The organism is Mycoplasma milvi, from assembly GCF_048284715.1.
Lineage (GTDB): Bacteria > Bacillota_I > Bacilli_A > Mycoplasmatales > Metamycoplasmataceae > Mycoplasmopsis.
Map to the genome: position 1 here is coordinate 60,904 of NZ_JBLWAH010000001.1, position 26,509 is coordinate 87,412.

At 29.6% G+C, this 26,509-nt stretch carries 17 protein-coding genes; 8 read left to right on the forward strand and 9 right to left on the reverse strand.

Going from position 1 to position 26,509, the window contains the following annotated elements; genetic code table 4:
- Positions 1 to 19 precede the first annotated feature (19 nt).
- From ACNQ13_RS00140 to ACNQ13_RS00150, 3 genes are all read right to left on the reverse strand, one after another.
- A complete protein-coding gene (locus ACNQ13_RS00140; protein ID WP_418035369.1) occupies positions 20 to 1,582 on the reverse strand; it encodes an endonuclease in 1,563 nt (520 codons plus the stop codon).
- A gap of 207 nt (positions 1,583 to 1,789) precedes the next feature.
- On the reverse strand, positions 1,790 to 2,722 hold the full coding sequence (locus tag ACNQ13_RS00145) for a hypothetical protein (protein ID WP_418035370.1): 933 nt from the start codon (positions 2,720 to 2,722) through the stop codon (positions 1,790 to 1,792).
- Between the two features lie 142 nt (positions 2,723 to 2,864).
- Positions 2,865 to 4,091: a hypothetical protein gene (locus ACNQ13_RS00150; RefSeq protein ID WP_418035371.1), complete on the reverse strand. Its 1,227-nt coding sequence runs from the start codon at positions 4,089 to 4,091 to the stop codon at positions 2,865 to 2,867.
- Positions 4,092 to 4,459: 368 nt separating this feature from the next.
- Here ACNQ13_RS00150 and deoD point away from each other — a divergent pair, with 368 nt between their 5' ends.
- The 4 genes from deoD (at position 4,460) to ACNQ13_RS00170 (ending at position 13,228) form a co-directional block, all read left to right on the forward strand.
- Positions 4,460 to 5,164, forward strand: coding sequence for a purine-nucleoside phosphorylase (gene deoD, locus ACNQ13_RS00155; RefSeq protein WP_416741467.1), 705 nt, complete (start codon positions 4,460 to 4,462; stop codon positions 5,162 to 5,164).
- Between the two features lie 2 nt (positions 5,165 to 5,166).
- Positions 5,167 to 6,462, forward strand: coding sequence for a pyrimidine-nucleoside phosphorylase (locus ACNQ13_RS00160; RefSeq protein WP_416741468.1), 1,296 nt, complete (start codon positions 5,167 to 5,169; stop codon positions 6,460 to 6,462).
- A 23-nt stretch (positions 6,463 to 6,485) separates the two neighbouring features.
- On the forward strand, positions 6,486 to 7,148 hold the full coding sequence (gene deoC, locus ACNQ13_RS00165; protein WP_416738279.1) for a deoxyribose-phosphate aldolase: 663 nt from the start codon (positions 6,486 to 6,488) through the stop codon (positions 7,146 to 7,148).
- A 152-nt stretch (positions 7,149 to 7,300) separates the two neighbouring features.
- Positions 7,301 to 13,228 carry a hypothetical protein gene (locus ACNQ13_RS00170; protein ID WP_418035372.1) on the forward strand — a complete coding sequence of 1,976 codons (5,928 nt, stop codon included), beginning with the start codon at positions 7,301 to 7,303 and terminating at the stop codon, positions 13,226 to 13,228.
- Between the two features lie 15 nt (positions 13,229 to 13,243).
- Here ACNQ13_RS00170 and ACNQ13_RS00175 read toward each other — a convergent pair whose 3' ends face one another.
- Positions 13,244 to 14,233: a YwaF family protein gene (locus ACNQ13_RS00175; RefSeq protein ID WP_418024239.1), complete on the reverse strand. Its 990-nt coding sequence runs from the start codon at positions 14,231 to 14,233 to the stop codon at positions 13,244 to 13,246.
- 379 nt (positions 14,234 to 14,612) lie between these two features.
- On the opposite strand from ACNQ13_RS00175, the gene ACNQ13_RS00180 reads away from it, so the two are divergent.
- The 4 genes from ACNQ13_RS00180 to ACNQ13_RS00195 are packed head-to-tail and all read left to right on the forward strand — an operon-like array spanning position 14,613 to position 18,438.
- Positions 14,613 to 15,047: a division/cell wall cluster transcriptional repressor MraZ gene (locus tag ACNQ13_RS00180; RefSeq protein ID WP_416741471.1), complete on the forward strand. Its 435-nt coding sequence runs from the start codon at positions 14,613 to 14,615 to the stop codon at positions 15,045 to 15,047.
- Positions 15,034 to 15,942: a 16S rRNA (cytosine(1402)-N(4))-methyltransferase RsmH gene (gene rsmH / locus ACNQ13_RS00185; RefSeq protein WP_418018924.1), complete on the forward strand. Its 909-nt coding sequence runs from the start codon at positions 15,034 to 15,036 to the stop codon at positions 15,940 to 15,942. The genes ACNQ13_RS00180 and rsmH overlap by 14 nt, the downstream gene beginning before the upstream one ends.
- Before the next feature lie 30 nt (positions 15,943 to 15,972).
- A complete protein-coding gene (locus tag ACNQ13_RS00190) occupies positions 15,973 to 17,178 on the forward strand; it encodes an MAG3720 family protein (protein ID WP_418034655.1) in 1,206 nt (401 codons plus the stop codon).
- A gap of 9 nt (positions 17,179 to 17,187) precedes the next feature.
- Positions 17,188 to 18,438 carry a cell division protein FtsZ gene (locus ACNQ13_RS00195; protein WP_418035373.1) on the forward strand — a complete coding sequence of 417 codons (1,251 nt, stop codon included), beginning with the start codon at positions 17,188 to 17,190 and terminating at the stop codon, positions 18,436 to 18,438.
- Between the two features lie 136 nt (positions 18,439 to 18,574).
- Here ACNQ13_RS00195 and ACNQ13_RS00200 read toward each other — a convergent pair whose 3' ends face one another.
- From ACNQ13_RS00200 to ACNQ13_RS00220, 5 genes are all read right to left on the reverse strand, one after another.
- Positions 18,575 to 20,275, reverse strand: coding sequence for a hypothetical protein (locus tag ACNQ13_RS00200; RefSeq protein ID WP_418035374.1), 1,701 nt, complete (start codon positions 20,273 to 20,275; stop codon positions 18,575 to 18,577).
- A 1,301-nt stretch (positions 20,276 to 21,576) separates the two neighbouring features.
- A complete protein-coding gene (gpmI, locus tag ACNQ13_RS00205) occupies positions 21,577 to 23,082 on the reverse strand; it encodes a 2,3-bisphosphoglycerate-independent phosphoglycerate mutase (protein WP_418027707.1) in 1,506 nt (501 codons plus the stop codon).
- A gap of 107 nt (positions 23,083 to 23,189) precedes the next feature.
- Positions 23,190 to 24,374 (reverse strand): phosphoglycerate kinase, encoded by a 1,185-nt coding sequence (locus ACNQ13_RS00210; protein ID WP_418035375.1) that lies wholly within the window; start codon positions 24,372 to 24,374, stop codon positions 23,190 to 23,192.
- Between the two features lie 86 nt (positions 24,375 to 24,460).
- The gene (locus ACNQ13_RS00215) at positions 24,461 to 25,564 is read right to left on the reverse strand and encodes a DUF3137 domain-containing protein (protein ID WP_418035376.1); all 1,104 of its coding nucleotides are present in this window, start codon (positions 25,562 to 25,564) and stop codon (positions 24,461 to 24,463) included.
- Between the two features lie 4 nt (positions 25,565 to 25,568).
- Positions 25,569 to 26,225, reverse strand: coding sequence for a LemA family protein (locus ACNQ13_RS00220; RefSeq protein WP_416741478.1), 657 nt, complete (start codon positions 26,223 to 26,225; stop codon positions 25,569 to 25,571).
- Positions 26,226 to 26,509: the final 284 nt, after the last annotated feature.

Consider the following 26,509-nt stretch of genomic DNA (forward strand, 5'->3'; position numbering starts at 1 on the left):
AAAAAAATCCCTTACGGGATTAATTATTTTTAATAGGTTCAGCCTTAAGTAAAATACCTTTGTTAACAAATGGCTTGGGGTCTGGGCCAAAAATATTGTTAGCTAAATCAGGATAATCAATAAATGGATTTCTAACTTCTTGGAATGCAGCTGTTTCATTATTTCTTAAAACATCTCAAGGTCCAACTTGGTCATTTTTATTTCATTCTAGATAAGTATCTAAATAATGTTCTTTGATATAAGGGAATGTTCTAGTAAAGATTGATGTAGGCTTGTTATTTAAGCTTTTATCGTTATATGTAGCTGTAAAGTATAAGTAGGCTCTAGCTACATCTCCCTTAAATTCATCTAATGGTTCCATTGCATCCAGTCCAAGATTATTTCTTCCCATTTTGCTTCCTTGCTTAAAGGTTACTTTAGGCGATGTAACATAGTCATGAGCAAAGTTACTTCTAACTCCATTTACCTTTATGTCTGTAGGGAAGATATGGTTAGCATCACTAACCATTGGGCTAACTTTTCCAAATCATGATTGCGGAATCATGTGTTCACGGTTCATTCCTGAACCTTCTACCCCTCCTCTACCTCCATTGTAGTTAGCATATGTATATGGATCTTTACCAGATGGATTTTCTGAATATACATCTAACATAGTGTTGTCATTTTCATAAAATAGGTCCCTAAAGGCTTTTGATCTATTATAAAAGCCTGGTAAAGAATTGTAACTGTGGATTCCTTTTAAGTGTGACTTTTGAATTCTTAATAATTCATCAATTAGATCTTTTCCTTTTTTACCATTAGCACTAGCATAATAGTCATTATTAGCATCATAAACATAGTTATAGCCATTTGCTGCCACATTTATTGGAGTTACATTATTGTCGCTTTCCCCAGGGCGAATATCTGAATCACTAGTTGGTGTACCATTATTATCGCTATTAGTGTTTTCAGTTTCATTTGTAATCTTAACTGTTGAAGTATAAGCTTTATTTGTATATTTAAATGTCCCATCAGCTTGTTTGAATGCTAATTTATATTTAATTAGTAGTAATCCACTTGTTTCATCATAAACAAAGTTTAAATTTCCATTTGGTAGATCTCTATTTTTATAGGTAAATGTAGTTTTGCTTACATTAACAGGTTGCACTGTGCTTGCACTATATTCCGGTTTAAATTGTAAAAAGCTGGTACCATTCTTTTTACTTGTTGTAATTTCTCTAGACTTATAATCAAATTGCACATAATTATCACTAATTTTAATGTGGTTTAATACTGCTGATTTATCAAAATTAGGCATTAATTGAAATAATGAATTCCCATCTACTAAATTAGCAGTTGATAATTCTGGATCTGGAGTTTTTGCTTCAGGTTTGCTTTCTTCTTTTTCTTTATTCTTATTGTCAACTGGTGTTTCGCTTTCATCATTTAAATTTGCAACTGAAGTTTTCTGCATCCCATCTTTAGAAGCATTGTCTTTACTTTTGATGTTTTTTTCTGCAACCACTGTTTTAGTATCATCTTTAGCATTTGCTTTTTTATCATTACATTGAGAAGCAACTAATGGAGTTGCAATTAAACTCACTCCCGCTACTGTTAATAATAATGTTTTGAATTTATTCGTTTTTCTCCTTTATTTAGTTACCCTAAACATTTAATATTAACACCTTATTTTAGGAGGACAAACATTTGCTCTAATATATGGAAATTTTTCATATTTTGTGGAATATAATCTTTGTTTTCCACAAAATTAGATAAAAAATTCAAGCCCATAATGAGCTTGAAGTACTTACTAAGCAGCAGGTTGTGCTTCTGGTTGAGCAGCTGTTTCTTTAGCAGCAAAACTTACTGTAATTTCTTTAGGTTCTGAAATTACATATTTTTGGTGAATCTTTTTATCTGATGATTTAATTACATAAACAACTCTATATGTAAATGTAATTGTCTTTTTAGCCTTGTCAACAGTTTTAAGTGTAAGCCTAGAACTTGGATTTACTCTAAATTGTCCTTTTTTATTATTTTTTCCGAATAAGACATCATCTGCTTGACATAATTGGAATGAGTCCTTATCTTCAAAAATAGGTTCTGATAAATCAAAGTGACTATTTGGTCCACCTTTTGAACTATTTAATTTAGAATCACTAAAGTAGTACCCTATATATTTAGGATCTGAATCAAAATAGAATTTAATATCTTCTGCATTTGTTACTGGTGTAATATGAACTTCTTTAGTATTGACTTTAGCTAATTCTTCAGCTGTTGTTGGTCTAAAGCCAGTTAATTCTAAATCTTTTGTTACAGTTTGGCTTTTATCAGCTTTATCTGTCGCTTCAACATTAAAAGTGACTTTTCCATTTGCATCATCAATTGTAAAGCCTTTAACTGCAATATCATATTTAGCTGTATCCATTCCTGTTACACCGACTTTTCCATATATTAATGAATAAGCTGATGCATTTAAGTAAGCTCTATATTCGGAATTATTTAGATACTTATCTTCAATATTTAAAGCTAAATTTTTAGCTGCTTCTGCAATTGTAGAAGTTTTTGCTTCACCCGCAGTGTTTCCACCTTCTTGAGTTCCAGGTGTTGTTGTAGCTCCACCATTGTTGTCTGCTGGTTTTTTATCTTCATTTTCATGTTTACATGCTACTGTTGCAGCAACTGGAAGTAAAGTTATTGTAGTCCCTGCCATTGCAAGGAATATAGTTTTTAATTTATTCATATGTTTCTCCTAAAATTCTAATTCCAATTTTATTCTATTACTATTTTTAAGCATTGTTTAAAAATCAGTGAAAATAGAAATAATTTCCACATTTTGTTCCACATTTATAATAAAGCTGCACCATTATATAGTGCAGCTAAAATTAGTTTAATTTATAAGTTACATTGTGATTGTTGCTAAAGTATGTTAAGTCTTCATCTGCTCCAAAAGCCAGCTTATATTTTAGTGTTAATGATTTGTTAGATTCATCATATTGATAGTCTATTTTTTCATTTGGATCATTATTTTCTAAAGCTGGCTTTTCTTGATTTACAAGATAAAATTCATTATTAATTAAGTCTTCATTAGCATTTAAAATTGCTACTTCCTTGCCTTGAATTAAGGCGCAAATAGTAAGATATTGTAATTCATTTCCTTTGACATTGCGTACTACTTTTAATTCTTTTCCTGATTTTAAATAATCAAGTATTGCATCTTTGTTTTCATTATATTTCTCACTTATAGTAAATAGGTTTTCTGTAATTTCATTATCAAAGCCATTTTCAGTTTCAGATACCAAATCAAGATGACTTCCATTATAAGACTCTTCTTTTGCAGCTTGATTAAAATGGATATGTTGAGTTTTCACTTTAGTTAATAGTTTAATCATGTTTTCATTTTTACATACTCGATATGAAATATCTAAACAATGAGTGTTTGGATACACTTTAATTTGTAATTTTTCAGGATTTATAATACTTTCATTATTAATATTTATATCTATACCAACAAGGTTTTCATCTTTAGCTAGATTGATTTCATTTAATAAAGCAAGTTTTTTACCTTTATATGTTGCATATAGCATTTTACTTTTAGCATCATAGCTAATATCATCACTAATATGATAGTTTTTATTTTGATATTCTTTTTCAGTTGCATATTCTCAGAATTCATCAATTTCTTTATTAACAATAGGCGTTAAGTCTTCGATCCGATTATTTGCATCTTGTTCTCATTTTGATAATTTTCTAAAACCATCTATTTGATATTTAACAATTGCATAATCACCTTGGTATTTTTCTCTATAATGCACTGTGACAATAATTTTTCCATTTAAATCATCATAAATAATATCTCGGATATCATAACTATTATAAATATGAGTATCGAAGTTTTCTATTCTAATATTATCTTTAATTAAATCTTTTGAAATTAATGATGGATAATGATTTGTAATTCTTGCTTTAAACTCTGGAGAAAACATTAATTTTGTTTCCTCTTTTGTTGGTTTTTTATCCATTTTAGTTACATTAAAACAAGCAACCGTTGTAAAAGGTAATGTACTAACTATGGGTAGTGTACAAAATAATAATTTAGTTTTTAGTTTCATTTAGCCTCTTTCATATTTATTATAAAATTCTTCATTAAAAAGAGTGTAATTTAGCTATTATTTGTGGAAATAGTTCATTGTTTCCATATTTTTATACTATATGCCTCATTTATAAGACCTTTAGATATTATTTTGAAATTTTTAATTTTGCAAAAATAAAATAATTTAGCTTAAAAATGAGTGTGTTTTTTGTTATTTTAATAATGACATAAATTGAAACAATTTGCCTAGATAATCGATTTGAAATTCCATAATAAAAATAAAGTTATTTATTTACGTTTGCGGTTGAAGTGTTAAAATTATATTGACTATTTAAAAGTCCAAATGTCATAAGCATTTTAATTTAATTAAATAGGAGGTTATTAATTATGACACCACACATTAATGCAAAAAAAGAAGATATTGCTAAAACAGTTATTATGCCAGGAGACCCATTAAGAGCAAAATTTATTGCTGAAACTTACTTAGACCCTGGATACAGACTAGTTAACACAGTTAGAAACATGTTTATGTTCACAGGTACATACAAAGGAAAACCAATCACAGTTGCTGCTAGTGGTATGGGATGTCCTTCAATCGGTATTTACTCATACGAACTATTCAAATTCTACGATGTTGATAGAATTATCAGAATCGGATCAGCTGGATCATATAAAGCTGATTTAGGATTATACGAAGTTGTTCTTGCTTCAGAAGCTTTCGCTGATGCTGATGCATTCAGAAGAATTGCTTTAGGTAAAGAAGGAAATATAGCTTTACCATCTGCAAAATTAAACAAAGAAATTGAAGCTATTGCTAAAGAAAACGGAACACCACTTACAGTTGGTAGAGTTCACTCTTCTGACGTATTCTACTCAGTTGTGCCAGTAGAAAAAAGAATTGAAGACACACAATCATTATGTGTTGAAATGGAATCATTCGCTTTATTTACAAATGCTGAAGCAACAGGTAAAGAAGCTGCTTGTTTATTAACAATCAGTGACAACATTATTACACACGAAGAAACATCTGCTGAAGAACGTCAATTCGCATTCACAAAAATGATGGAGATTGCTCTTAAATTAGCAAGATAATTATGCGTGTAGTAGATATAATCGAAAAAAAACGTTTAAATAAAGAATTAACAAATGAAGAAATTAAATTCTTAATTACTTCATACGTTAAAAATGAAACACCAGATTACCAAATGAGTGCTTTCTTAATGGCAGTTATGTTTAACGGAATGACATCAAGAGAAATTGCCACAATGACAAAATACATGATGCACTCAGGTGATGTTATTGACTTATCAGCTATCCCAGGTATTAAAGTTGACAAACACTCAACAGGTGGAATTGGAGATAAAACTACATTAGCTGTAGCACCTATTGTGGCAGCATGTGGAGCACCAGTTGCTAAAATGAGTGGACGTGGGTTAGGACACACAGGTGGAACTATCGACAAACTTGAATCAATTCCTGGATTTACAGTTGAAGTTAGTGAAAAAGACTTCATCGAACAAGTTAAAACACATGGTATTGCAGTTATTGGACAAAGTGCACAACTTGTTCCAGCTGACAAAAAACTATATGCTTTAAGAGATGTTACATCAACAGTTGAATCTATTCCTCTTATCGCATCTTCTATCATGTCTAAAAAACTTGCTACTGGATCAAATGCCATTTTACTAGATGTAAAATGCGGTAATGGTGCATTCATGAAAAATCTTGAATCTGCTCGTGAATTAGCTCGTACAATGATTAACATTGGAAAAGAACTAAATGTTGATGTTAGAGCTGAAATCACAAACATGTCTAGACCAATAGGTAGAGAAATCGGAAATAAAAACGAAGTATTAGAAGCTATGTGAACTTTACAAGGTAAAGGGCCACAAGACTTTAATGAATTAGTTTACTCTTCATGTGCAACAATATTAGAACAAGCTAAAATTGCTTCAAACCACGAAGAAGCCCTTGCAATGGTTAAAGATGCTATTGAATCAGGTAGAGCTTTAGACAAATTCTATGAATTTGTTACAGTTCAACATGGTGATGTAGAAGCTTTAAAATCTCCAACATTCTGAAATCCTAAGTATAAATTAGAAGTTATTGCAGAACAAGATGGATACTTAGAAATCTTTGATGCATTAACATTCGGAATTGTTTCAATGAAACTTGGAGCAGGTAGAAAAACTAAAGAAGATTCAATTGACTTTGAAGCTGGAATTACTCTTAACAAAAAGACAAATGAAGAAGTTAAAAAAGGTGATGTATTATTTACACTTTACTCATCAAACCCAATTGATCTTGAATTAGTTGAAGAGCTTAAGAATGGATACAAATTCAATCAAGCTAAAGTGGAAAACAAAATTATTTTAGATAAATTAAAATAAGAGAAAGAAAAAGGACAAAGATTATGAATTACAATAAAATGATCGACCACACATATTTAAAACCAGAAGCTACAAAAAAAGATATTGATAAATTAGTAGACGAAGCTGTTAAATATGACTTCAAAACAGTTTGTGTAAACTCATCATGAGTTAAATATGTTGCTGAAAAATTACAAGGAACAGGTGTAGGTATTACATCAGTAGTTGGTTTCCCTCTAGGTGCAATGATTACTCAAGCTAAAGCTCATGAAGCTAAATTAGCTATCGAACACGGTGCAGATGAAATCGATATGGTAATTAACATCGGTAGATTTAAACAAGGTGATTACGAATACGTATTAAACGACATTAAAAAAGTTAAAGAAGCATGTGGATCACATGTATTAAAAGTTATTATCGAAACAGCTTTATTAACTGAAGATGAAATTAGAAAAGCTACAGAAATCGTTATGAAATCAGGAGCTGAATTTATTAAAACATCAACAGGATTTAGCTTTAGAGGTGCTAACTTAAACGATATTAAAATCATGAAAAGTGTATGTGGAGACACATTATTAATTAAAGCTGCAGGTGGAATTTCAAACATGGACGATTTAATCGCTATGTATGAAGCTGGAGCTACAAGATTCGGAACAAGTCGTTCAGTAGCAATTATTGAAGGAAAAGAATCTAAAGGTGGATATTAATAACCTTTCAAATGCCTAGTAATAGGCATTTTTTCTTTAATAAAAAGAGGAAAAGCACATAAAAAAATAGCGTTTTTGCCTTTTTTAGTATTTTTGTTTGTATTATAATTTATAGATAAATTAAATAGATATGTCTAATATAGGAGCACAATATGAAAAAACGCAAAGCACTTCTTTTAGCTAGTTCACTAGCTTTTCCACTTAGTACCCTTACAGTTTTAGGCGCAAGTAGTAATACAACCACCAGTCCAGTATCTGTATCAAACACCGACGTATGAAAAAATAATGACTTATCATACGTTTATTTTGGTACACAATGAGCAAGCACAGAGTATCCAAAATATTATGGGCAATACCAAGCTAACGAATGAATGAAAGATGTTAATGAAATGAAAACCATTTTTCAAATGTCACTACCTGGAACTCACGATTCAGGAGCTTGACAAGGAGTTGGACCAGCTTGAGGAGTTGGGTGAAGATTTGGTCGTACTCAATCAATGAATTATATGCAACAAATGTATGCTGGAATTCGTGCTTTTGATGTTAGATGTGATGCTTATTTAAATATACGCCATGGAGTGACTTATTTAACAACAACTTTTGCAGATTTATTAAATAATATTGTTAGCTTCTTGGATGAAAACCCTAGTGAATTTGTTTTTCTAAGAGTTAAAGATGAGCCAGATGCAATTAATGTTGATAGTGCTTGAAATCAAAATAATGTTGCAAAGGAATATTTAAAGTTACTTAGTGAACCAAGAATCTATAATAAACTATTTAACCCTACAGGCAAGGAATATGATCAACTCACAACAGATGATTTTAGACTTAAAAACCTTAGAGGGAAAATTGTTATAGCCAACTTTTGACACCATAAAGTGCTCGGTAAAATGATTGATATTCAAAAAGATTATAAAGCTAATGCTTGATCAGGAGGATTTAACTACTGAGAAGCTATCCAAAGAGATACTATGCAAGATAACTTCAATGATACTGTTGAACAAAAGTATACTGATGCAATTAATTTTATGCCAATAGCAAATGCTAATAGTTATGACTCTAGAATGTTATACCTAAACTTCTTTTCAGTTGCTGGTGGTTATCCATACAATTCATCACAAACTCTAAATCCCAAATTTAATAAATACCTAAGTGATAATGAGCAATTTACTAAACTAGGAATAGTCTATATGGACTATCCAGGGCCTTCCATTATACAAAATGTTTATAAACGTAATTATTATTTAACTGATATGCAGTTACAAAATAATTATATTAATACATGAAATTCAACACTTACTGCCTCAAACCCTTTAGTGAATGACAATCACATTACGATTCAAGGGCAAAATCTAGCTGGATATCATGTTGATATTAAACAAGGTAATAACGTAGTTGCTAGCTTCAATATACCCGAAGGAACTAGCGATCAATATACAGCTACATTAAGTGAAGACTTATATTTCCCATTAGATACAAACTATACTATAAATACTTACAAACTTACTCCAGCTAATGCATTTTATGAAGCCAGACCTTATAATCAATTTACCTATAATGTAACAGTGATCAACACTCCACATAATCAAAATATTGAAGCTTTTAAAGCTAAAATTAATCAATGAAAAAATAAAATTATAGAAGATTATAACCCAAGTAATTTAGATGCTTACTTAAAGACAACTTATTTAGATGTAATTGACACTATTTTAAGACCAACGCCTGAAAATGAAGCTAAATTAAGTGAGCTAAAAAACAAATTTGAGCAAGATGTCTTGAACATGGATAATTTAAGTAAACTATTGGAAAGCACAATAAATTCAAACGATGCTTTATTAGAAAAAAATAATACTAATTTAGCATCAGTTTTAGAATCTAATACAATTCAAGCCTTAAAACAAGAATTAAAAGTTAACTTTAATGTTCAACTTAATAATAATATTGCAAAAAATGAAATTAATTTTACCAGTGTAAAAGACTATATTAACAATTATTTTAATATGAATGTTTACTTATGTCTAGATGCCGATATCTTTGCTAGAGTAACTAAATTAATGAGCAAAATTAAATCAAGTTTTGCATATGAAAATTTAGGATTAGAATTTTGAGAAAAGAAACTAGATTGATACAAAGAAACTTTTAGCACCCTAAATAGTTCATTTAACCAAAGCTATGATATTAAAAATGGCCTTGACACCTATATAGCTTTAAAAGTAAAATTATCAGAACTTTCAACCGAATTACTTAAGGTATCAAATTTTATTTCTCAATTAAATGACTTAATTACTAAATATCAACTTACAGAACCAGAAGTTTTACTGTTTGCACCTGAAATTAAGCCAGCTGTCGAATCCCTTACAAATCTAGAAGAAGTAGAGGAATCTTTCAAGGATTATGGTAGCACTTTGGTCCAAGTACTTAACTTAATTGAACAAAATGATGCTTTCCAAACTTCTTACCAATTTAATGCTTTTATAACTGAAACAAGACAAGCTTATTTAGATCAAATTAATAAACTTATTTTGGAAATGGGAACACAAAAACAAAATCCTATTCCACTTCCAGAACTAAAAGAACAAATAAAACAAATCGAAGACATTAAAGCACAAATAGTGAAACTATATTTAAATGAAAAAACTATTTATGATTCAAAAAACTTATTTGAATGGCAAAAAACTGGTTATATTAAAATGCTTTCTGTTCTTAATCAAGACAATAAGCAAGATGAAATAACTCAATTAATGGAGCAAATTCAACAAATTAATAGTCTAAATCCAATGCAAGTTACTCAAGAAGACTTTTTATCACCACTAAATAGTAATGAATGTAAATTACTAGATTTCAATCATAGTTCAGATTTAGATCCAGAAGCATTTATCACTAAGTTTAATAACATTTTAGAGCTAAAAAATAAAACTATAGCCTTATCACAAGCAATCCAAACACTAAATAATATTTCTTTAGCTCTTGCTGATACTGATATTTTATCAACTGAGCAACAAGAAAAATTAACTAAGCTATTAAATCAAAGTAATGAAACACTGGCTAATTCTGCTACTTTATTAGACTACACTGCAGCATTAGAAAACATTAGCAAAATGCAAGATTCACTTGCAAATAACTATAAACAAGCTGTGGATAAATTAATTAATCAAATTACTACTTCAAACAAGTTATTTACATATCAAAAAAACATTTTAAAAGGACAAATTGCCGACCAAAACTTAGCTATTGATAATGTAAAGGCCTATGTCCAAGCTAAAAAGGAATTCACTCAAGCACAAAGTGAAAACTTACCACAAGTGAAAGAAGCTTTATTAGACGTTTTATCACAAGAACAAAAACAAGCAGAAATGGTAATATTAAACACAGAACAAGATCAAGAGAGCTTCAATAGTAAGTTATCTCAAGCAATTGATTTAAATGACTTTATTAAAACTATAAATTCAGCCTTTGATGCATTAAACTATAGTAAAGAAGCCTACTATATTAATGCTTCTAGTCAAGATCAAGAAAACATTAAATCCTTGGCTAGTGATTTTAATTTAAAAGTAACAACTAGTTTAGATAAAAAACAAATCCAAGATAGTTATGATGCATTAATAAGTGCTCTAGGTCAACTAAAAGAAAAATATTTAGAGTCTCAATCAAATAAAGAAGAGCTAATTAAGCAATTAAACAACTTAATTAAAAAATTACAAGGATTCTCCATCCCTGAACTTGAGTCATATAAAACAGGTTATTTAAAATCTGCAAGTCAATACTTAACATTATTAAATGATGATTCTAAGCCATTTACCCAAAAAGAAGAAGTGCTTGCTTTAGTTAAAAATATCTCTCACTTGTTACAAGTGGCTCCTAATTGAAAACGTGACTATGACAAAATTAATAATTTAATTGCTAAAGCTAAAAATTCATTTGCTCAGCCTGCATATCGAACTGTATTAGAAAAATTTAATGAGGTTATTACTCAAGTTACTTCATCAACTCAATATCAAGCTAAAGATTTTGTCTCTATTGATTCAAACGCATTACAGCCATTGCTTGAAAAGCTGAACCAAGCCTACCAAGATGGTATAAAACAATGCAATCAAATTGATCTAAATATTAAAAAACAAGAGCTTAATAATCAATTACAACAAGCTTTAAACAACATACTCCCTGAAGCTAAAGAAAAAGTTTTAGCCCACTTAGCATCTTTAATAAGCCAAATTAAAGATAAGATTAGTAAGCTAAATGACCTTCAAAATGCAGCTGTAATAGAAAAAGAAATTGATGCCTTAACAAATTTAATTACTAGTGATAACAACTATGTTCGAGCTTATAAAGCATTAGAAAATCAAATGCAAGAAGCCAAAAGTCAAGCTTCAAGTCTTTACAATTTACCAGCCTATGATAATATGCTTAATCCTTATGTTTCAGGTATAGATAACTTACACAATGAGCTTAAATTTAACTTTGATGCTCAAGATCTAGCTAAAATAAAACAAGACTTTAGTGAATTCCAAGACAATGCTGCTCAATCCAGAACACTTGCATTAAGTCAATATAATTCAGCTCAAGAAGCCTACAATACAGCCCTAAAACAATTATCAAATTATGCAAATAATCTTACAAATCCTTTATTTAAAGATCTTAAAGTTTCTTTAGAAAAATATATGGACCAAAACCAATTAAGCCCAGAATTCAACACAGAACAAATAAAGACTTTAACTAATCAAATTCAAGGCCAATTGACAAATGTGCAAAATCAAGAAAAAGAACTAACTAATAAAGTTATAAATAATTTAAAAGTATCGCTAGCTAATACTACAAATAAACTTACAGATTTAGAAATATCAAACTTTAAGCTTATTAAAGAACAATTACTTGAGCAAAGTCAAAAAATCAGTGCTAATATCAGTCCTTTAAGTTTTAATTTAGATAATCTTGCTCAATATCAAGAAGAAATCAAAACTTTAGATAGTGCTATTCAATCTACTCTTCAGTCGCAACCTCAATACAAAGAATTACTTAGCACTATGCAAGAGTATCAAAACAAGGCAAATGAATTTCAACAACCTGCTAATTTAAAACTAATTTATAATGCTTACATAAATAATTTAAAAACTATTGCAACACATTCTATTTTCGCTCCTAATGAATTAGGACAAGTTTCAGTTTCCTTAATTCAAGCTACAAGCCAAGAAATTAAACAAGCTTATAACAAGGCACTAGAAGCTAAAAATGAATTAGAAATGAAACAAAATGAATTAAGACTTGAATTAAATGCAATAGCAAAAATGCAAAATAATATTCCAGCAATCATTCAAGATAATGAAGTTCAATTTAAAAAATTACAAAATCAAATTGACTCGCTAGATAAAATTTCTGATGGAGAAAACATCCAAATCCAAATGAATGCATTAAAATCAAATCTAGTAAATCAATTATCCTATAATAGTACCTATGAAACAACTGTCAAAGAATTACAAGGGTTACTAACACAAGCTACAGATTTCTCATTACCAATCGAAAAGGATATACAAGCTAACTATCAAACTCAAATTAAAGCTATTACAAAAGAATTACAATATAACTTCAATACAGATCAATTACTTATCCTTGTGCAAAAAGCTCATCAAGCATACAATTCAACTAAAGAACAATCAAATATGCTAATCCAAAAATATCAAGCTAACCAAGAAGAAATTAATCAACTAGCAAACTCTTTTAAACAATTTCTAGTAGATAATCAAGCTGCATTAAGCTCTCAAAATGATCAAATAACTAAATTTATTGATCAAGAAATTGAAACAGCTAGTTTGAATAATTTAACATTTAATGAACTAAATGATATTTATTCAAAGCTTGATAATTACTTTAATGATATAAAAAATTCAATACACAATGTTACTCCAGATCCTGTGGTTCCTAATCCAGATCCAAGTAATCCGGATTTTAAACCTACACCAGAGGATCAAAAGCCTGCTCAGGCAGCTAATTCACATGCTGCTTATGCATGATTTAGCTTACTATTTATCCCAATTATAGGTTTATTAATTTATATTCCACTAAAACTAAAAAAACGTAAAAAATAGCATTAAAAAAGTCCGCTAACAACGGGCTTTTTTGTATTCTTTATTTCTTGTAAATGATTCTTTGAAACCTTTAGAACTAGGTGCTAGAGAAATAAATTTCTTTCCTTTACCAAATGAAAAGACAATTTTATCTTGTAATTCAAATAAATAAGCACTTGCAAAAAAGTAAAAGGCTCCAAAAACTGATAATGTCACAAGGCTTGTTGGTCAGCGGAGCAATGGACCTATTAAGTTAGCAAAACCATTATATTGATTCATTCCAGTGTAGAAATAGTTGCTTTTTCATTCAATTGGTGCTAGTGCATCAGTAAAGGCATTAATAGTAAAGACAGTTAATAAAAATGAAAGGAAAATCTTACATTGAGTTACAACATCTTTTTTGGTCATCTTATAAGGATAAAGCACAGCACAAACTGAAACAGAGACAATCATAAAGACATGTAACCCCATGAGGTCATAGAAATAAACATTGTTTCAGGCTACATAATAAGTGACATTTACTCCAGATTGAAAACTTTGACCAAAGACAGTAAAAGTTTCGCTTGGAGTAAATACAATTTTAACATCAGGAATTGCTAATGCAATAAAGGCTCCTAAATATGCAGGTGAAGCAAAATATCGTAAGGCTTTTGGTTTATTAAGTGCTAAAGTAAATCCGATACATAAACCAACTAAACGACAAAAGTGCAGTGGAATTGATTCTCAAATTCTTGGATAATGACTCAACCCCATGTTTAATGAACGTAAAAACATTCCAAGTAATAATAAAATTCCTGTAGCTCTAATTAAGATCTCTTGCACTTTTTCAGATGGTTTGTTATTTTGCCATGAGGCTGCTATTTGACGTTTAAACATTCATCATAACACCACAAAGATTACAGTAGCTATTAATCCAAGTTTCATCAATATTAAAGTAATCGATAAATTGCTAGCAAAGTTATTATCTGTCCCAGTTCAAGATAAAAAAGAATGTCTAAGGTATCAATACTTTTGTTCTAAATTCATTATTTCCTTTCAATAAGTAATATTATAAAGTAAAAATGCTAATTTACAAATTGCATTATGCTAACTAAAAAGTTAATTTTTCGCCTTCTTAAAACTTCCTCCCACTATTTGCCCAAAAGCAAAATGTGGAATAAAATTGCATAATTTCCACATTTATGTTTTCGGTGTCATATATACTCATAATACTAAAAAAGTTCAAAATACCAATAAAATAAGCTCTTTTTTAGTGTTTTAGCTAATTTTAAAACACTAGAATGGGTTCATTATAGTTTTAATTACTACAAAAGTGTCAAAATCCAAAGAAAATTTTGAACTTTTTTTGTATTGAGTTATCAATAAATGGTAGAATTATGGTGGATAGTGGGAGGAAGTGGTAAATATGTACGGATCACAAACACGAAATATCGACGATAAAAACAGAGTAGTCTTACCTCCTGTTTTTAGAGATGAACTCGGAAGCAAACTTTACATCACCATCGGATTTGATGGTAATGCTGAAGTGCGTTCCCAAGAAGGTTTTCAAGCATACATTGCGATGATTGAAAACAAATCTAGATTTGATGTCAAAACCAGAACATTAGCTAGATATATTTTTGGAAACACTTTCGAAATCGTACTTGATAACCAAAACAGAATTTCCCTACCTAAACCAATAATTGAAAAATTATCTATCCAAAAAGAAGTAATCTTTATCGGAGTGGGTTCAATTGTTGAACTCTGAGCTAAAGAAAAATACGATGAAATTCAAAATCAATATACAGTGGAGGATATGGCAGAATTAGCACAATTCTTGTCTCAAGATGTCTCAAAATAAATTACATTACTCAGTTATGCTAGATGAAACTATTGAGTCACTAAATATAAAACCTGATGGTATTTATGTAGACTTAACTGTCGGTATGGGCGGACACTCTTCCGCTATTCTAGCCAAGATACCAAATGGAAGGTTAATTGCTTTTGACAAAGATGATTATGCTTTAGCACAATCACAAATTAGATTAAGCGCAATTGCTTCCAATTTTACCCTAGTAAAAAGCGACTTTAAAGATGTTAAAACTAAGCTTTATCAGCTAGGTATATATAAGGTAGATGGCATTATTGCGGATTTAGGAATTTCATCACCTCAAATAGATCAAGCTGAACGTGGATTTAGTTATAACAAAGATGCTAAATTAGATATGCGGATGAATCAACAACAAGAACTAAGTGCTTATGATGTTGTAAATTCATACTCTGAAGAGAAATTGGCTGACATTTTATGAAAATACGCTGATGTAAAACTTAATAAAAAAGTTGCGAAAGCCATCGTAAATGCTAGACCAATTTCAACCACCATGCAGTTAGTTGATGTTGTTAAATCTGCCTACCCAGCAGCTTTATTAAGACAGAAAAATCCTGCTAAAGCAATCTTTCAAGCAATCAGAATTGAAGTTAACAATGAACTAGATTCGCTTAAACAATTATTACTTGATGCAACTGAATTATTAAATAAGGATGGAACATTAAGTATCATTACATTTCACTCGCTAGAAGACAAAATGGTTAAGGATTTTATTAAAGACTTAACCAAAAGCGACCTTCCAAGCAAGATGCCTGTTATGGAAGAGAAAAAGTTCTCAGTAAAACAGGTTAAACCTTCAAAACAAGAAATAGAAGAAAATAATCGCTCTCGTAGTGCAAAATTACGTGTCATAAAGAAATTAATTTAACAAGATAAATAAATATTATAAGGAGTAGTTATGAAGAAGTATTTTATAAACTTTCACATTCGTACCAATGAATGTTCATTTGCGTTCATAAACAACACAAACGATAACTACTTAAATGTTAAATTAAACGTCTCAAATCATATTTCTTATTCACACCCAAGCGACTTAATTTCTTGACATGATGACATTATGTCTCAAGTTAAGGAAATTGTCAAAAAAGATATTGTGACATTAAACTATGTGTTTGATGACAATTTATTTCCTAATTTGGAACAAAAAATTATGGTTAATAAATTGAATTGCCAAAGCACTAGTTATGATTCAAGAATTCTAGCTGAATTATTTGCTCAAAAAAATGTCACATTAACTAAAGCTAACGTAATTGAGGATTTCTTAGCCAGCTTTCCTATCAATTACACTATGCAAAAAAATGAAATTATTAAGGAATATAAAGATATTCCTAAAAATCGTATAGCTGAAACAATTACTCAATATTTATCAGTTTTCAAAACAAATTTAAATTCAATCAATGATTTTAAAGCTTGCTTTTCAGCTAACATTCCAAATTGCCAAATTAATTATTTTTTACAAAGTCAAGTATTAGCAGCAAGTATGAAAAATATCCCTACTTCAAGCCTAGTAGTAGATTTGCAAGCTGACTATATCACTTTCTTTGTAGTTAAAAATGGTGCAATTTTAACTTATAAAAAATTGCCTCTTGGTTATAATGTACTTGATAATGGTAACCAGCTTGATACTTTAGAAATCATTAAATATCAAGTCAAAAATAGAATCAAAAATGAAGATAATGAAATAGTAGAAGAATCATTAATTCCTGCACTTGAAGGAATTAATCAACAATATAGTGCATTCAAAAACTCCTTACTCAATGAATTATTAAAATACACTATGACAAGTTTCAAAAATCCTCTTATTAATCAATTAAGCCACATTGCATTTACTGGTCAACTTGCATGAATGGTTAAGGATATTGAAGAAACATTTTTCGCTCGTTTTAACAAACACAACATGACAATTCAAAGTCTTGACAATGACAACAACTTTAGATTATTTGCTCTAGAGGACTCGCTTTTAGAACAAGTTGTTCTAATCACCAACGAAAACAAAGTTGAAGCAATTCAAAATAACACTGTGCTAAGCAAAATTGATTATGCACACCCTAAAGCCAAAAATAACGCATTAAGCAAACTTTTTAGTAGACTTTTCTTAAGATAGGAGCACGCTATGAATAATGAATTCAACAATAATGCAGCATCATATAAGACAGCCATTTCCCTAAAGGTCATAGGGGTTGGAGGCGCTGGAAACAATGCAGTAAATATGATGTATGATGAAAACTTACCAAATGTAGATTTTATCGTTGCTAATACCGATCTTCAATCTCTAGAAAAAAGTAAATGTACTCATAAAGTTGCTTTAGGAAAAGAAAATCGTGGTTTTGGTGCAGGATCAGATCCTAAACTTGGGGCCAAAGCAGTTGATGAATCAACAGTAGAAGTCAAAGAAGCCTTAAAAGACGCTGATGTTGTAATTATTACTGCAGGATTTGGTGGTGGAACCGGTACAGGTGCCAGCCCTAAAATTGCTCAAATCGCAAAAGAAAGTGGTGCGCTAACTATTGGTCTAGTTACTACACCATTTGTTTACGAAGGAAAAAATCGCATGCTTGTAGCACAAAATGGTATTGAACAACTTAAACAAGCTGTTGACTCTTACATTGTTCTTTCAAACGAAAAATTATCTGATGAAAATCCAGATGTTCCATTTGCTGATTCTCTTAAATTATCAAACATAACCCTAAAAAATATTATTATGGCAATCCATGATGTTTTAAATCGTGTTGGTACAATTAACATTGATTTTGCTGACATTAAACATACACTTAAAGATTCTGGTCTAACCATTGTTGGTATCGGACAAGCAGTTGGTGAAAATCGTGCTGAAAAAGCTGTTAAAAAAGCTTTCGAAACAAATCTATACGAATACGACATTAAACATGCATCTAAGCTTTTAATCAATATCCAACATGACAAATTAGTCACAAATAAAGAAATTAGAAATGCAGTTTCTAGCATACACGAAATTCTTTCAGGTCAAGATGGCTTTATCAATGATTGCAAAATTGGTCAAGAAATCGTTGAAACTGAAGATAACAAACAAATTTTCAAAGTTTCTATTATTGCCTCAGGTGTAGATGCAACTACAACCGATGTGCAAGAAGAAAAGGTAACTTCTAAGATTGATGCAATTGCAGACTTGCAACCTGAAATTGAAAATACTGAAGAAGTAATGCTTGAACAAGAAGAAGAAAATGAAATGATCAAAAATACTTTAGAAGCAGATTCAAATGCCTTGTTACATGCTACCGAGGAAGTTAAATATGCTCAAACTAAAGAATTAAACTCATATTTTGATATTGATGATACTTCATTAACAGATGAACAAGAAGAAACAAGTTGATTTATTTCAAAATAGTCGATGTTACGAAGACTTGGAATAATTAACGTTTCCTTGTTAACAGCCTAGCTAATACCTAGGCTGTTTTATTATCCCTTAGTTTTATAATGCCTTGAATAAAAAATGCCCTACTGTAATGTAGAGCATTTTGCAACTATTTCTTGTTTAATAAAGCAGCTATTCCAGGTATTGATTTATTGTGTAAAGTAGCTAAGTCATAAGGCGTTTCATTTAAATAAGTTTTACTAATACGTTTATCAAAGTCATCTACAGGCATAGCCTTATGTGACTGTCATTTTAAACGAGAATCAAGTTTAAAGTAATCAAAAGTTCTATATACTAGACTTGTAATAAAATCATTTGGAACCTTATTTATAACAAATTCAGGTTCATTGTCTTGTAAAATTAGTGGGACAATGAATTCTAATGTTTCAACTGCTTCATTAGCAATGGTATTTTGTATATCCCTGCTTAGTTGGTCGCCTTTCATTGAATCATATAATTGATCAATGTATGCTTGCTCATTACTTGCTTTAGTTTGATATCTATCAAATTGATCACTAAAGACTTTTTGATAATATAATTTAAAACTTTCAAAAGAGCTATGTGTATATGCACGACTTGCTGGTACATGTTTTATTGGTTGGTAGTTAATAAAAACCTTATTTGTTATACCATAAACCATATATAATTCTGGTTTAATTTCGCCATGTTGAACGTTTACAGGAATAGAAATTTTATAAAAGTGTACATTAGGATTTAATTCCTCTAATTTATTCTTTTCAAATTCCGGCTTATAGTCAATATATAATTTATCATTATCTAAGTATGCTAAATCATACTTAGATAAAAAACTGTTTTTTAAAGCAACTAATGATTCATGCATGCTGCTTGATAGTTTCTTATCTTCCAGTAATGTAGATAGATTATTATTTGCATATGACAATTCTTGTACTGTATAACCATTTATAGCTTGCACAAGTTTATCTTTATTTAAGTATGATAAAGGGGCATTAAACTCTGGATCCTTACTTTTAGCACTAAATTCTAGCTTATTATTTCAAGCTTGTGCTAGGAAACTTGAAATATTAAATTCATAATTTGGATAAAGCTTATTAAAAATCTGTTCTTCAACATTTCAAGCAGGTATCATTTCTGCTTTTTGTTTGCCTTCTAATTGAGCAAGACTAAGAGAAGTGACCAAATCTAGTCCATATTTTCTATTATCTTGCACAAGCTTCTTGTGTTCATTGCTATATTTAGCTAAATTAATTTTATTTTTACTTTGTAAAATTTCCTGTAAAAAATTTATATTTTCGCCTTCTCCTATAGGAGTAAAAAATCCAATATCTTTATTTGATAAATCCATTTGTTTATATAAAGGTATCGTGATATTCTTATATGCTATATAAACAGTTGGTACCATATCTCCTGGTTTGCTTTTTTTCTCTTCTTTTTTTATAAAATAGCAATCGGAACTATTCATGTAGTTTAAATAATTATTTACTAAATTAATATTTACTCAAGCTGTTTTATTTATCGTCCCATCTTTGTTGTATATCTTTGGATTTCTATTTATGGTTTGAATAATTAAATTGAGCGACTTTAAATAGGTTTCTGAAGGATAGTAAATTTCATGTTCCTGTGCTGGAATAAATTTTAATACTGCTTTATTTAGACCATCAAGATCAAAGTTTTTGTTCGGATTTACTCAAAGCAATTCTTTAATGCCTTTAATTTTGTTCAAATTATCATTCAATTCACTTTTTTCAGTTTGTTGACATGATACAAGCGTGCAAAATGGCAAAAAGGATATTGAACCCAAAAGTAATAATAATGATTTATGTTTTTTCATTTCACCTCTTTAATTTATATACAAGAATTAATTGTATATATAATCATTATAGGCTTATTTTATTAAGTACATTATAAAATTTGATTTCATGTGGAAATTTCCACATTTTTTCCCTTTTTTCAGATTTTGGAGTTTAAATACTTTAAACTTAGAACTAAGTAAAATAAATAAGAGCATTTGTGAACTCTTAATAGAATTTTTAAACGATCTGATCAAACAATAAATGATTTAGATTATTAATTCCAATTTTAATAAAGCAAAGAAAAACGAAACTACCTAGGGCGTAGCTTCGTTAATTTTTTTATAGTTGGTATATAAATTTTTGCAATATAGTGCTTACGATTCTTACCTACAAAAGATATTCATTCAATATTATTTGGGATATCTACATCTAGACTTAAATATTCATCTAAATCCTTGCACAGATTCACAAAAAAGCGTTTATAGAAAATGTACCTTATAGGCGAAATATATATAAAGAATGCTGCCATAGATATATAACATATTATGGATGAATATTGACTCATATAAACTTTTTCCTTAACTAATATAGTTAATGTAGTAATTATAAAAAATAATGATATTAAAGTTGCAGATAAAAAGCCATTAAGTATCATTCAGCATATTAATTTTCTTTTGATTAAAACGAGAAGTTTATTTCGTCTTAGTAAATAGAAATCATTTCTAAATTTAAATATATTATTATTTACATTTTTTTCATCAATAATTTCATATTTTGTATTTATGTGAATTTTCTTTCTGTTTCAAAAGAAATTAACCATACGATATTGTTTATTACATCCTATTGCATATCTATATATTCAAGTATTTTTTACATTTGATTCCTTATTTCACTTATATCTAGGGATATACAAAGGTAAAAAGTCACCTTTTTTATTTTTATATAATCAAATCAGTTTATACAAATTTCAATATATAAATGGATTTATTCAGGCAAAAAGTATTCAATAATTAGATAAATCAATAAAAGCTATAGTCAAAAATAGACTAAAAATAATTGATTCAGTAAGACTTTTTAATACAAATAAATTGTCTTTAAAATTGCTTATTGCCTTATTAGGATTGATTCTTTTTATCATTTTATTTTATATAGGATATGTATTTCTAGCAGCTTTTTTGCACTAAGACTGATATTTCTTCAGATTTCTTTAATTATCACAATAATTATTTTTCATAAAAACGAATTAATGTTTGAATGCAAAACTATTTGTGAGAGCAAAATGCTGTTAGTATTGTTACCTTGTAAATTTAATTTATTTTCTTATATATCCTTGTTTATATTATTTAACTAATAAAGATGGTTCATCCATTTCTTTTGGTTGTGCTACATGAATGTAGTCTAATACAGTTGGAGCTACATTAGCAAGTTTACCATCTGCTAATTTAACACTTTTATCACTACATACAAACATTACAGGACTTGAAGTGTGTTTTGTAGCTGGTTTACCATTAGCATCTTCTGTAATTTCAGCATTACCGTGATCAGCTGTAATAAAGATTGTTACATCGTTTTCTTGGGCTCATTTTATAACTCTAGCAATTTGGCCATCTAAAAATTCAACAGCTTTTATTGCAGCTTGTAAATTACCTGTGTGTCCTACCATATCAGGGTTAGCATAGTTCATAATAGTTACATCAAAATCAAGTGCATTAGCAAGTAATTCATCAGTAATTCCTTGAGCTGACATTTGAGGTGCATCAGCATATGATTCAACTTTAAGTGAATCTACCATGATACGTTTTGAGTTTTTAAACTCAATATCATTTCCACCATCCATGAAGTAAGTTACGTGAGCATATTTTTGAGTTTCAGCGATTCTTAATTGTTTTAATCCAGCTTGTTCAAGAACTCTACCAATTGGCATTGTAATTTGCATTTCATCAAAGGCAATAATTGTATTAATTCCTTCATATTTCATCATTGAAACAAATTTATCTATGTTTCTTGGGTGTGTTGGTTTTACATCATATAATGGTGATCCAATAAATAAGTGTGTTAATTGTCTTGCTCTATCAGGTCTAAAGTTAAAGAAGATAATTGAATCTCCATCTTGTACAAAGTCTTCTTTAGTTAAGTTACCATTAATTGCTGGTACAAAGAATTCATCACTAATATCTTGACTATATTGTGCATCAACATATTCTAGTGGTGTATTAAATTTATGATCTGAATTACCTAAAATAGCTTCATAGGCTTTTTCAACTCTATCAAACATTGAGTCTCTATCCATAGCATAAAATCTTCCTGAAATTGAAGCTACATTATATCCGTATTCTTTACATAAAGCATCTAATTTTTCAAATGAAGGTTTAATACTTCTAGGTGCAACATCACGTCCATCCCCAAAAGCGTGAATTGCAACTTTTTTAACACCATGTGCATGTGCTGATTTTAATAATTCAAATAAATGGTTTTCAAGTGAGTGAACTCCCCCAGGAGAAAGTAATCCCATCACATGTAATGTTTTATTATTTTTCTTAACAGCTTCAAAAGCTTCAATAAAAGCTTTATTTTCACCAAATGTCCCATCATCTAAGGCTTTTTGAATTAAAGATAGACCTGTATATACAACAGTTCCAGCCCCAATGTTTAAGTGTCCAACTTCTGAGTTTCCCATTTGTCCTTTTGGAAGCCCTACATATTCTCCTGAAGCTTGAAGCACTGAGTTAGGGTAATTTGCTAATAAATTATCAAATGTAGGAGTGTTAGCTAAAGCAAAGGCATTCCCTTGTTTTTCTGCTCTAAGTCCTAATCCATCAATAACGATAAGTACAGTTTTTTTCATTTTTTCTCCTTTTAAATTAATTAAAAAAATTATATTGTTTTCTTATAAATATGTAAATAAAAACTTACAATAATCAAAAAATAAGAAGCCTAAGCTTCTTACTAAAATTATTTATCTTGTACAGCTTCTACACCAGGTAATTTAAGCCCTTGAAGTAATTCAAGAGAAGCTCCACCACCTGTTGAAACATGAGTAAATTTGTCTTCCATACCTAGTTTTTCAACAGCAGCAACAGAGTCTCCTCCACCAACTACTGAGTAAGCACCTTTTAATTGTGCAATAGATTCACAAACAGCAAGTGTTCCTTTTTCATAGTTAACAAATTCAGCAACTCCCATAGGTCCATTTCAAACTACTGTTTTAGCATCTTTTAATGCATTCTTGATGTTTTCAATTGATTTAGGTCCAAGGTCAAGTCCCATGTAACCATCTTTAATTGATCCTTCTTGAATTTCAGGTTCAACATCTTTAAATTCTTTAGCACATGCGTGATCTACTGGTAAAATAACTTTATCACCATATTTAACTAAGAATTCTTTTGCAAGTTCTACATAGTCATTTTCAACTAATGAAGTTCCAGCACTTTCTCCTTTAGCTACCATAAATGTGTAAGCCATAGCTCCACCAATAATCATCTTGTCAGCAATTTTAGCTAAGTTTTCTAAAACTTGAATTTTATCTGAAACTTTAGCACCACCAATAATTGCTACATATGGGTGTTCTGGATTTGTAATTACTTTGTTAAGTGATTCAACTTCTTTTTGCATTAAGTATCCAAGTGCAGATTCTTTAATGTTTGAAGAAATTCCAACGTTTGAAGCGTGAGCTCTGTGAGCTGTTCCAAAAGCATCATTAATAAAAACATCACCTAATGAAGCTCAGTAAGCACCAAGTTCTGGGTTGTTTTTAGATTCAGCTTTGTCATTTAAGTCTTCAAAACGTGTATTTTCAACTAAAACAACATCACCAGGTTGCATGTTTGCAACTGTTTTTTCTAATAATTCACCTCTTGTTTCAGGCAAGAATGTAACTGGACGTTGTAATTCATTTGCTAATTCTACAGCCACTGGTCTAAGTGTCTTAGAAGCTAAATCTTCAGCTGATTTAATTCTTCCTAAGTGTGAGAATAAAATAACTTTTCCACCTTCAGCAATAATTTTGTTAATTGTTGGTAAAGCAGAAACTATTCTTTTTGTTGATGTAATAACACCATTTTTTACAGGTACGTTAAAATCAACTCTAACTAATACTTTTTTTCCTTTTAAATTAAGGTCATCAATTGTTTTTTTCATCGATATCTCCTCTATGTTATCTTTTGAAATTATATTTTATTTTGGATAAAATAAACTAAAAAATATAGCTTTTTATTGCTATATTTCTAGTATAAATAGTTCGGAATATAAACTAATTCAAGTAAAAAGTAAAGTGAAAAAATATCTTTTAAAATATCGTTGTAAACTGCTTTAGTTACTTTTTCTGGTTTAGTTGAATATAATGGAACATCAATTACTCCAAATCCTTGTGGTGAAATAAATCCCATGTAAATTAAATCATTATCAGCTTGTAATTTAATATAGCTTGTATTAGTAAATTTAAGATTTTTCTTTCACATATTGGTTAAATTTTCCATCGCTAGTGGAGTAAACATTACACGTGCTTTAAGTTCATCATCTGCTTTGAGCTTAAAAATCTTATTAAATTCAGGATTTTCAAGCTTAATTTTTTTCATTTTTCCCATAAAGGAATCGAAGAATGAAAATCTTGCTCAATGTTTTTGATCAAGTGATCTGGCATCAATTTTAAGTAATGTAGCATAATAGTGTGTTTCACTGTGGTGAACATTACCTTTTGAGTCAGTATATGTGGTTTCATATATTCAGTGAGTATTAGAAAAATGTGCTGGATATTTGCCATCAATAATTAATGTCTGACAAGGATTGGCATTTACCAATCTAGCACCATTCGGAATATTTGAAGGCATGCAGTTTTTGTATTCTGACATAGTAAAAACATGAGTATCCGGAGCAAAAGAATATTTAACTCCAGCACTTGGATCATTATAATTTGTACCTTGAAAATTTCAATTAGGTTGCAAAATATTAATTGTCATCTTATATATTTCATCTTTTGAAGACTTTTTACGGATCATAGAAGAAATCCCTTTTGCAGCACTAAGTGATTTTCCAAGATATATCATTGTTAAAATTAAAGATACTAAAGTAAATGTACCTATAATTGCACTTACAACCATTCCAGCTGTCTTATTATATATAGCACATGGAATAAGTATTGAAAGTGTAATTGCTAGTAATCCTAATGTAACTAACCCCACAATATAAAATAGTTTGATTGATTTTTTATATTTATCATATAAAGGTGTCTTGAAACATTCATCAACTATTTTTTGAATTACCGGCAAGACTTTTTGGTCAGCTTCACTTTTAAAATCTGCATAGTTTAAATAGTCGGCTACGCGTTTCATTGTACTATAATCCTAATTCATTCATATCAACATCTTGTCTAGCTTTTGTTGAAGCTTGAAATAGAGGAGCTGTTGATAATTGCATGTTTGATGCAACAACATTATCTGGTCAAGTCATAATTTGCATGTTGAAAGCATTAACTTTTGAGTTATATAGTCTTCTGGCAGCAGCAAGTTCTCTTTCAAGATAAACTGTTTCTTCCATTAATTCTTTGTATAAACTATCTGCTTTAAGTTCTGGATAGTTTTCTCCAACAGCCATTAAACGACCAAAAATTGAGTTATTCAAGCTTTCAATTTCTTGACTATTTGCAGCTGTATTACCTGCTAAAGTTAATGAACGTAATTTAGCTACATCTTCAAATACTTTTTCTTCGTGTATTTTGTATGATTTTACTTGTAATACGATTTTGTTTAATGTATCTGAACGTTTTTGCAATTGTGTATCAATTCCTGAGGCAGCTTCATTAATATCATTTTGCATTCTTAAGAATTTGTTTCTACGAACAATATATCAGATGACTGGAAGAATCAAAATAAATGAAGCATAGACAACAACTTTAGCTCCTGTTGATGCCTTAGCAACAACTGGTGTGTTGTCAGCAACTGGTTCTAGTCCTTCTGGGTTTTTTACTTCTGAGTTATTAAATAAATTTGGCATAATTTCTCCTTTTTTTAATTATATAGTTTTTTAAATTTGACTACAGTCATTTTTTACCATTACTGCAGTGTAAAATAAACAGTTAAATTATTACTTTTCAATTTATTTTTTTATATCAAAGTTAATTACGAATTATGCATAACTTAATTTAATTTAAATAAAAATTAAAATAACTTGCAAAATAAGAACTCAAATTCCTAGAAAACAGCTCGAATGTTCAAATTTATAAATAAATTTAGTGCAAAATCATCTCTAAAAAAGATCGTTTCAAAAACTAGTGTCTC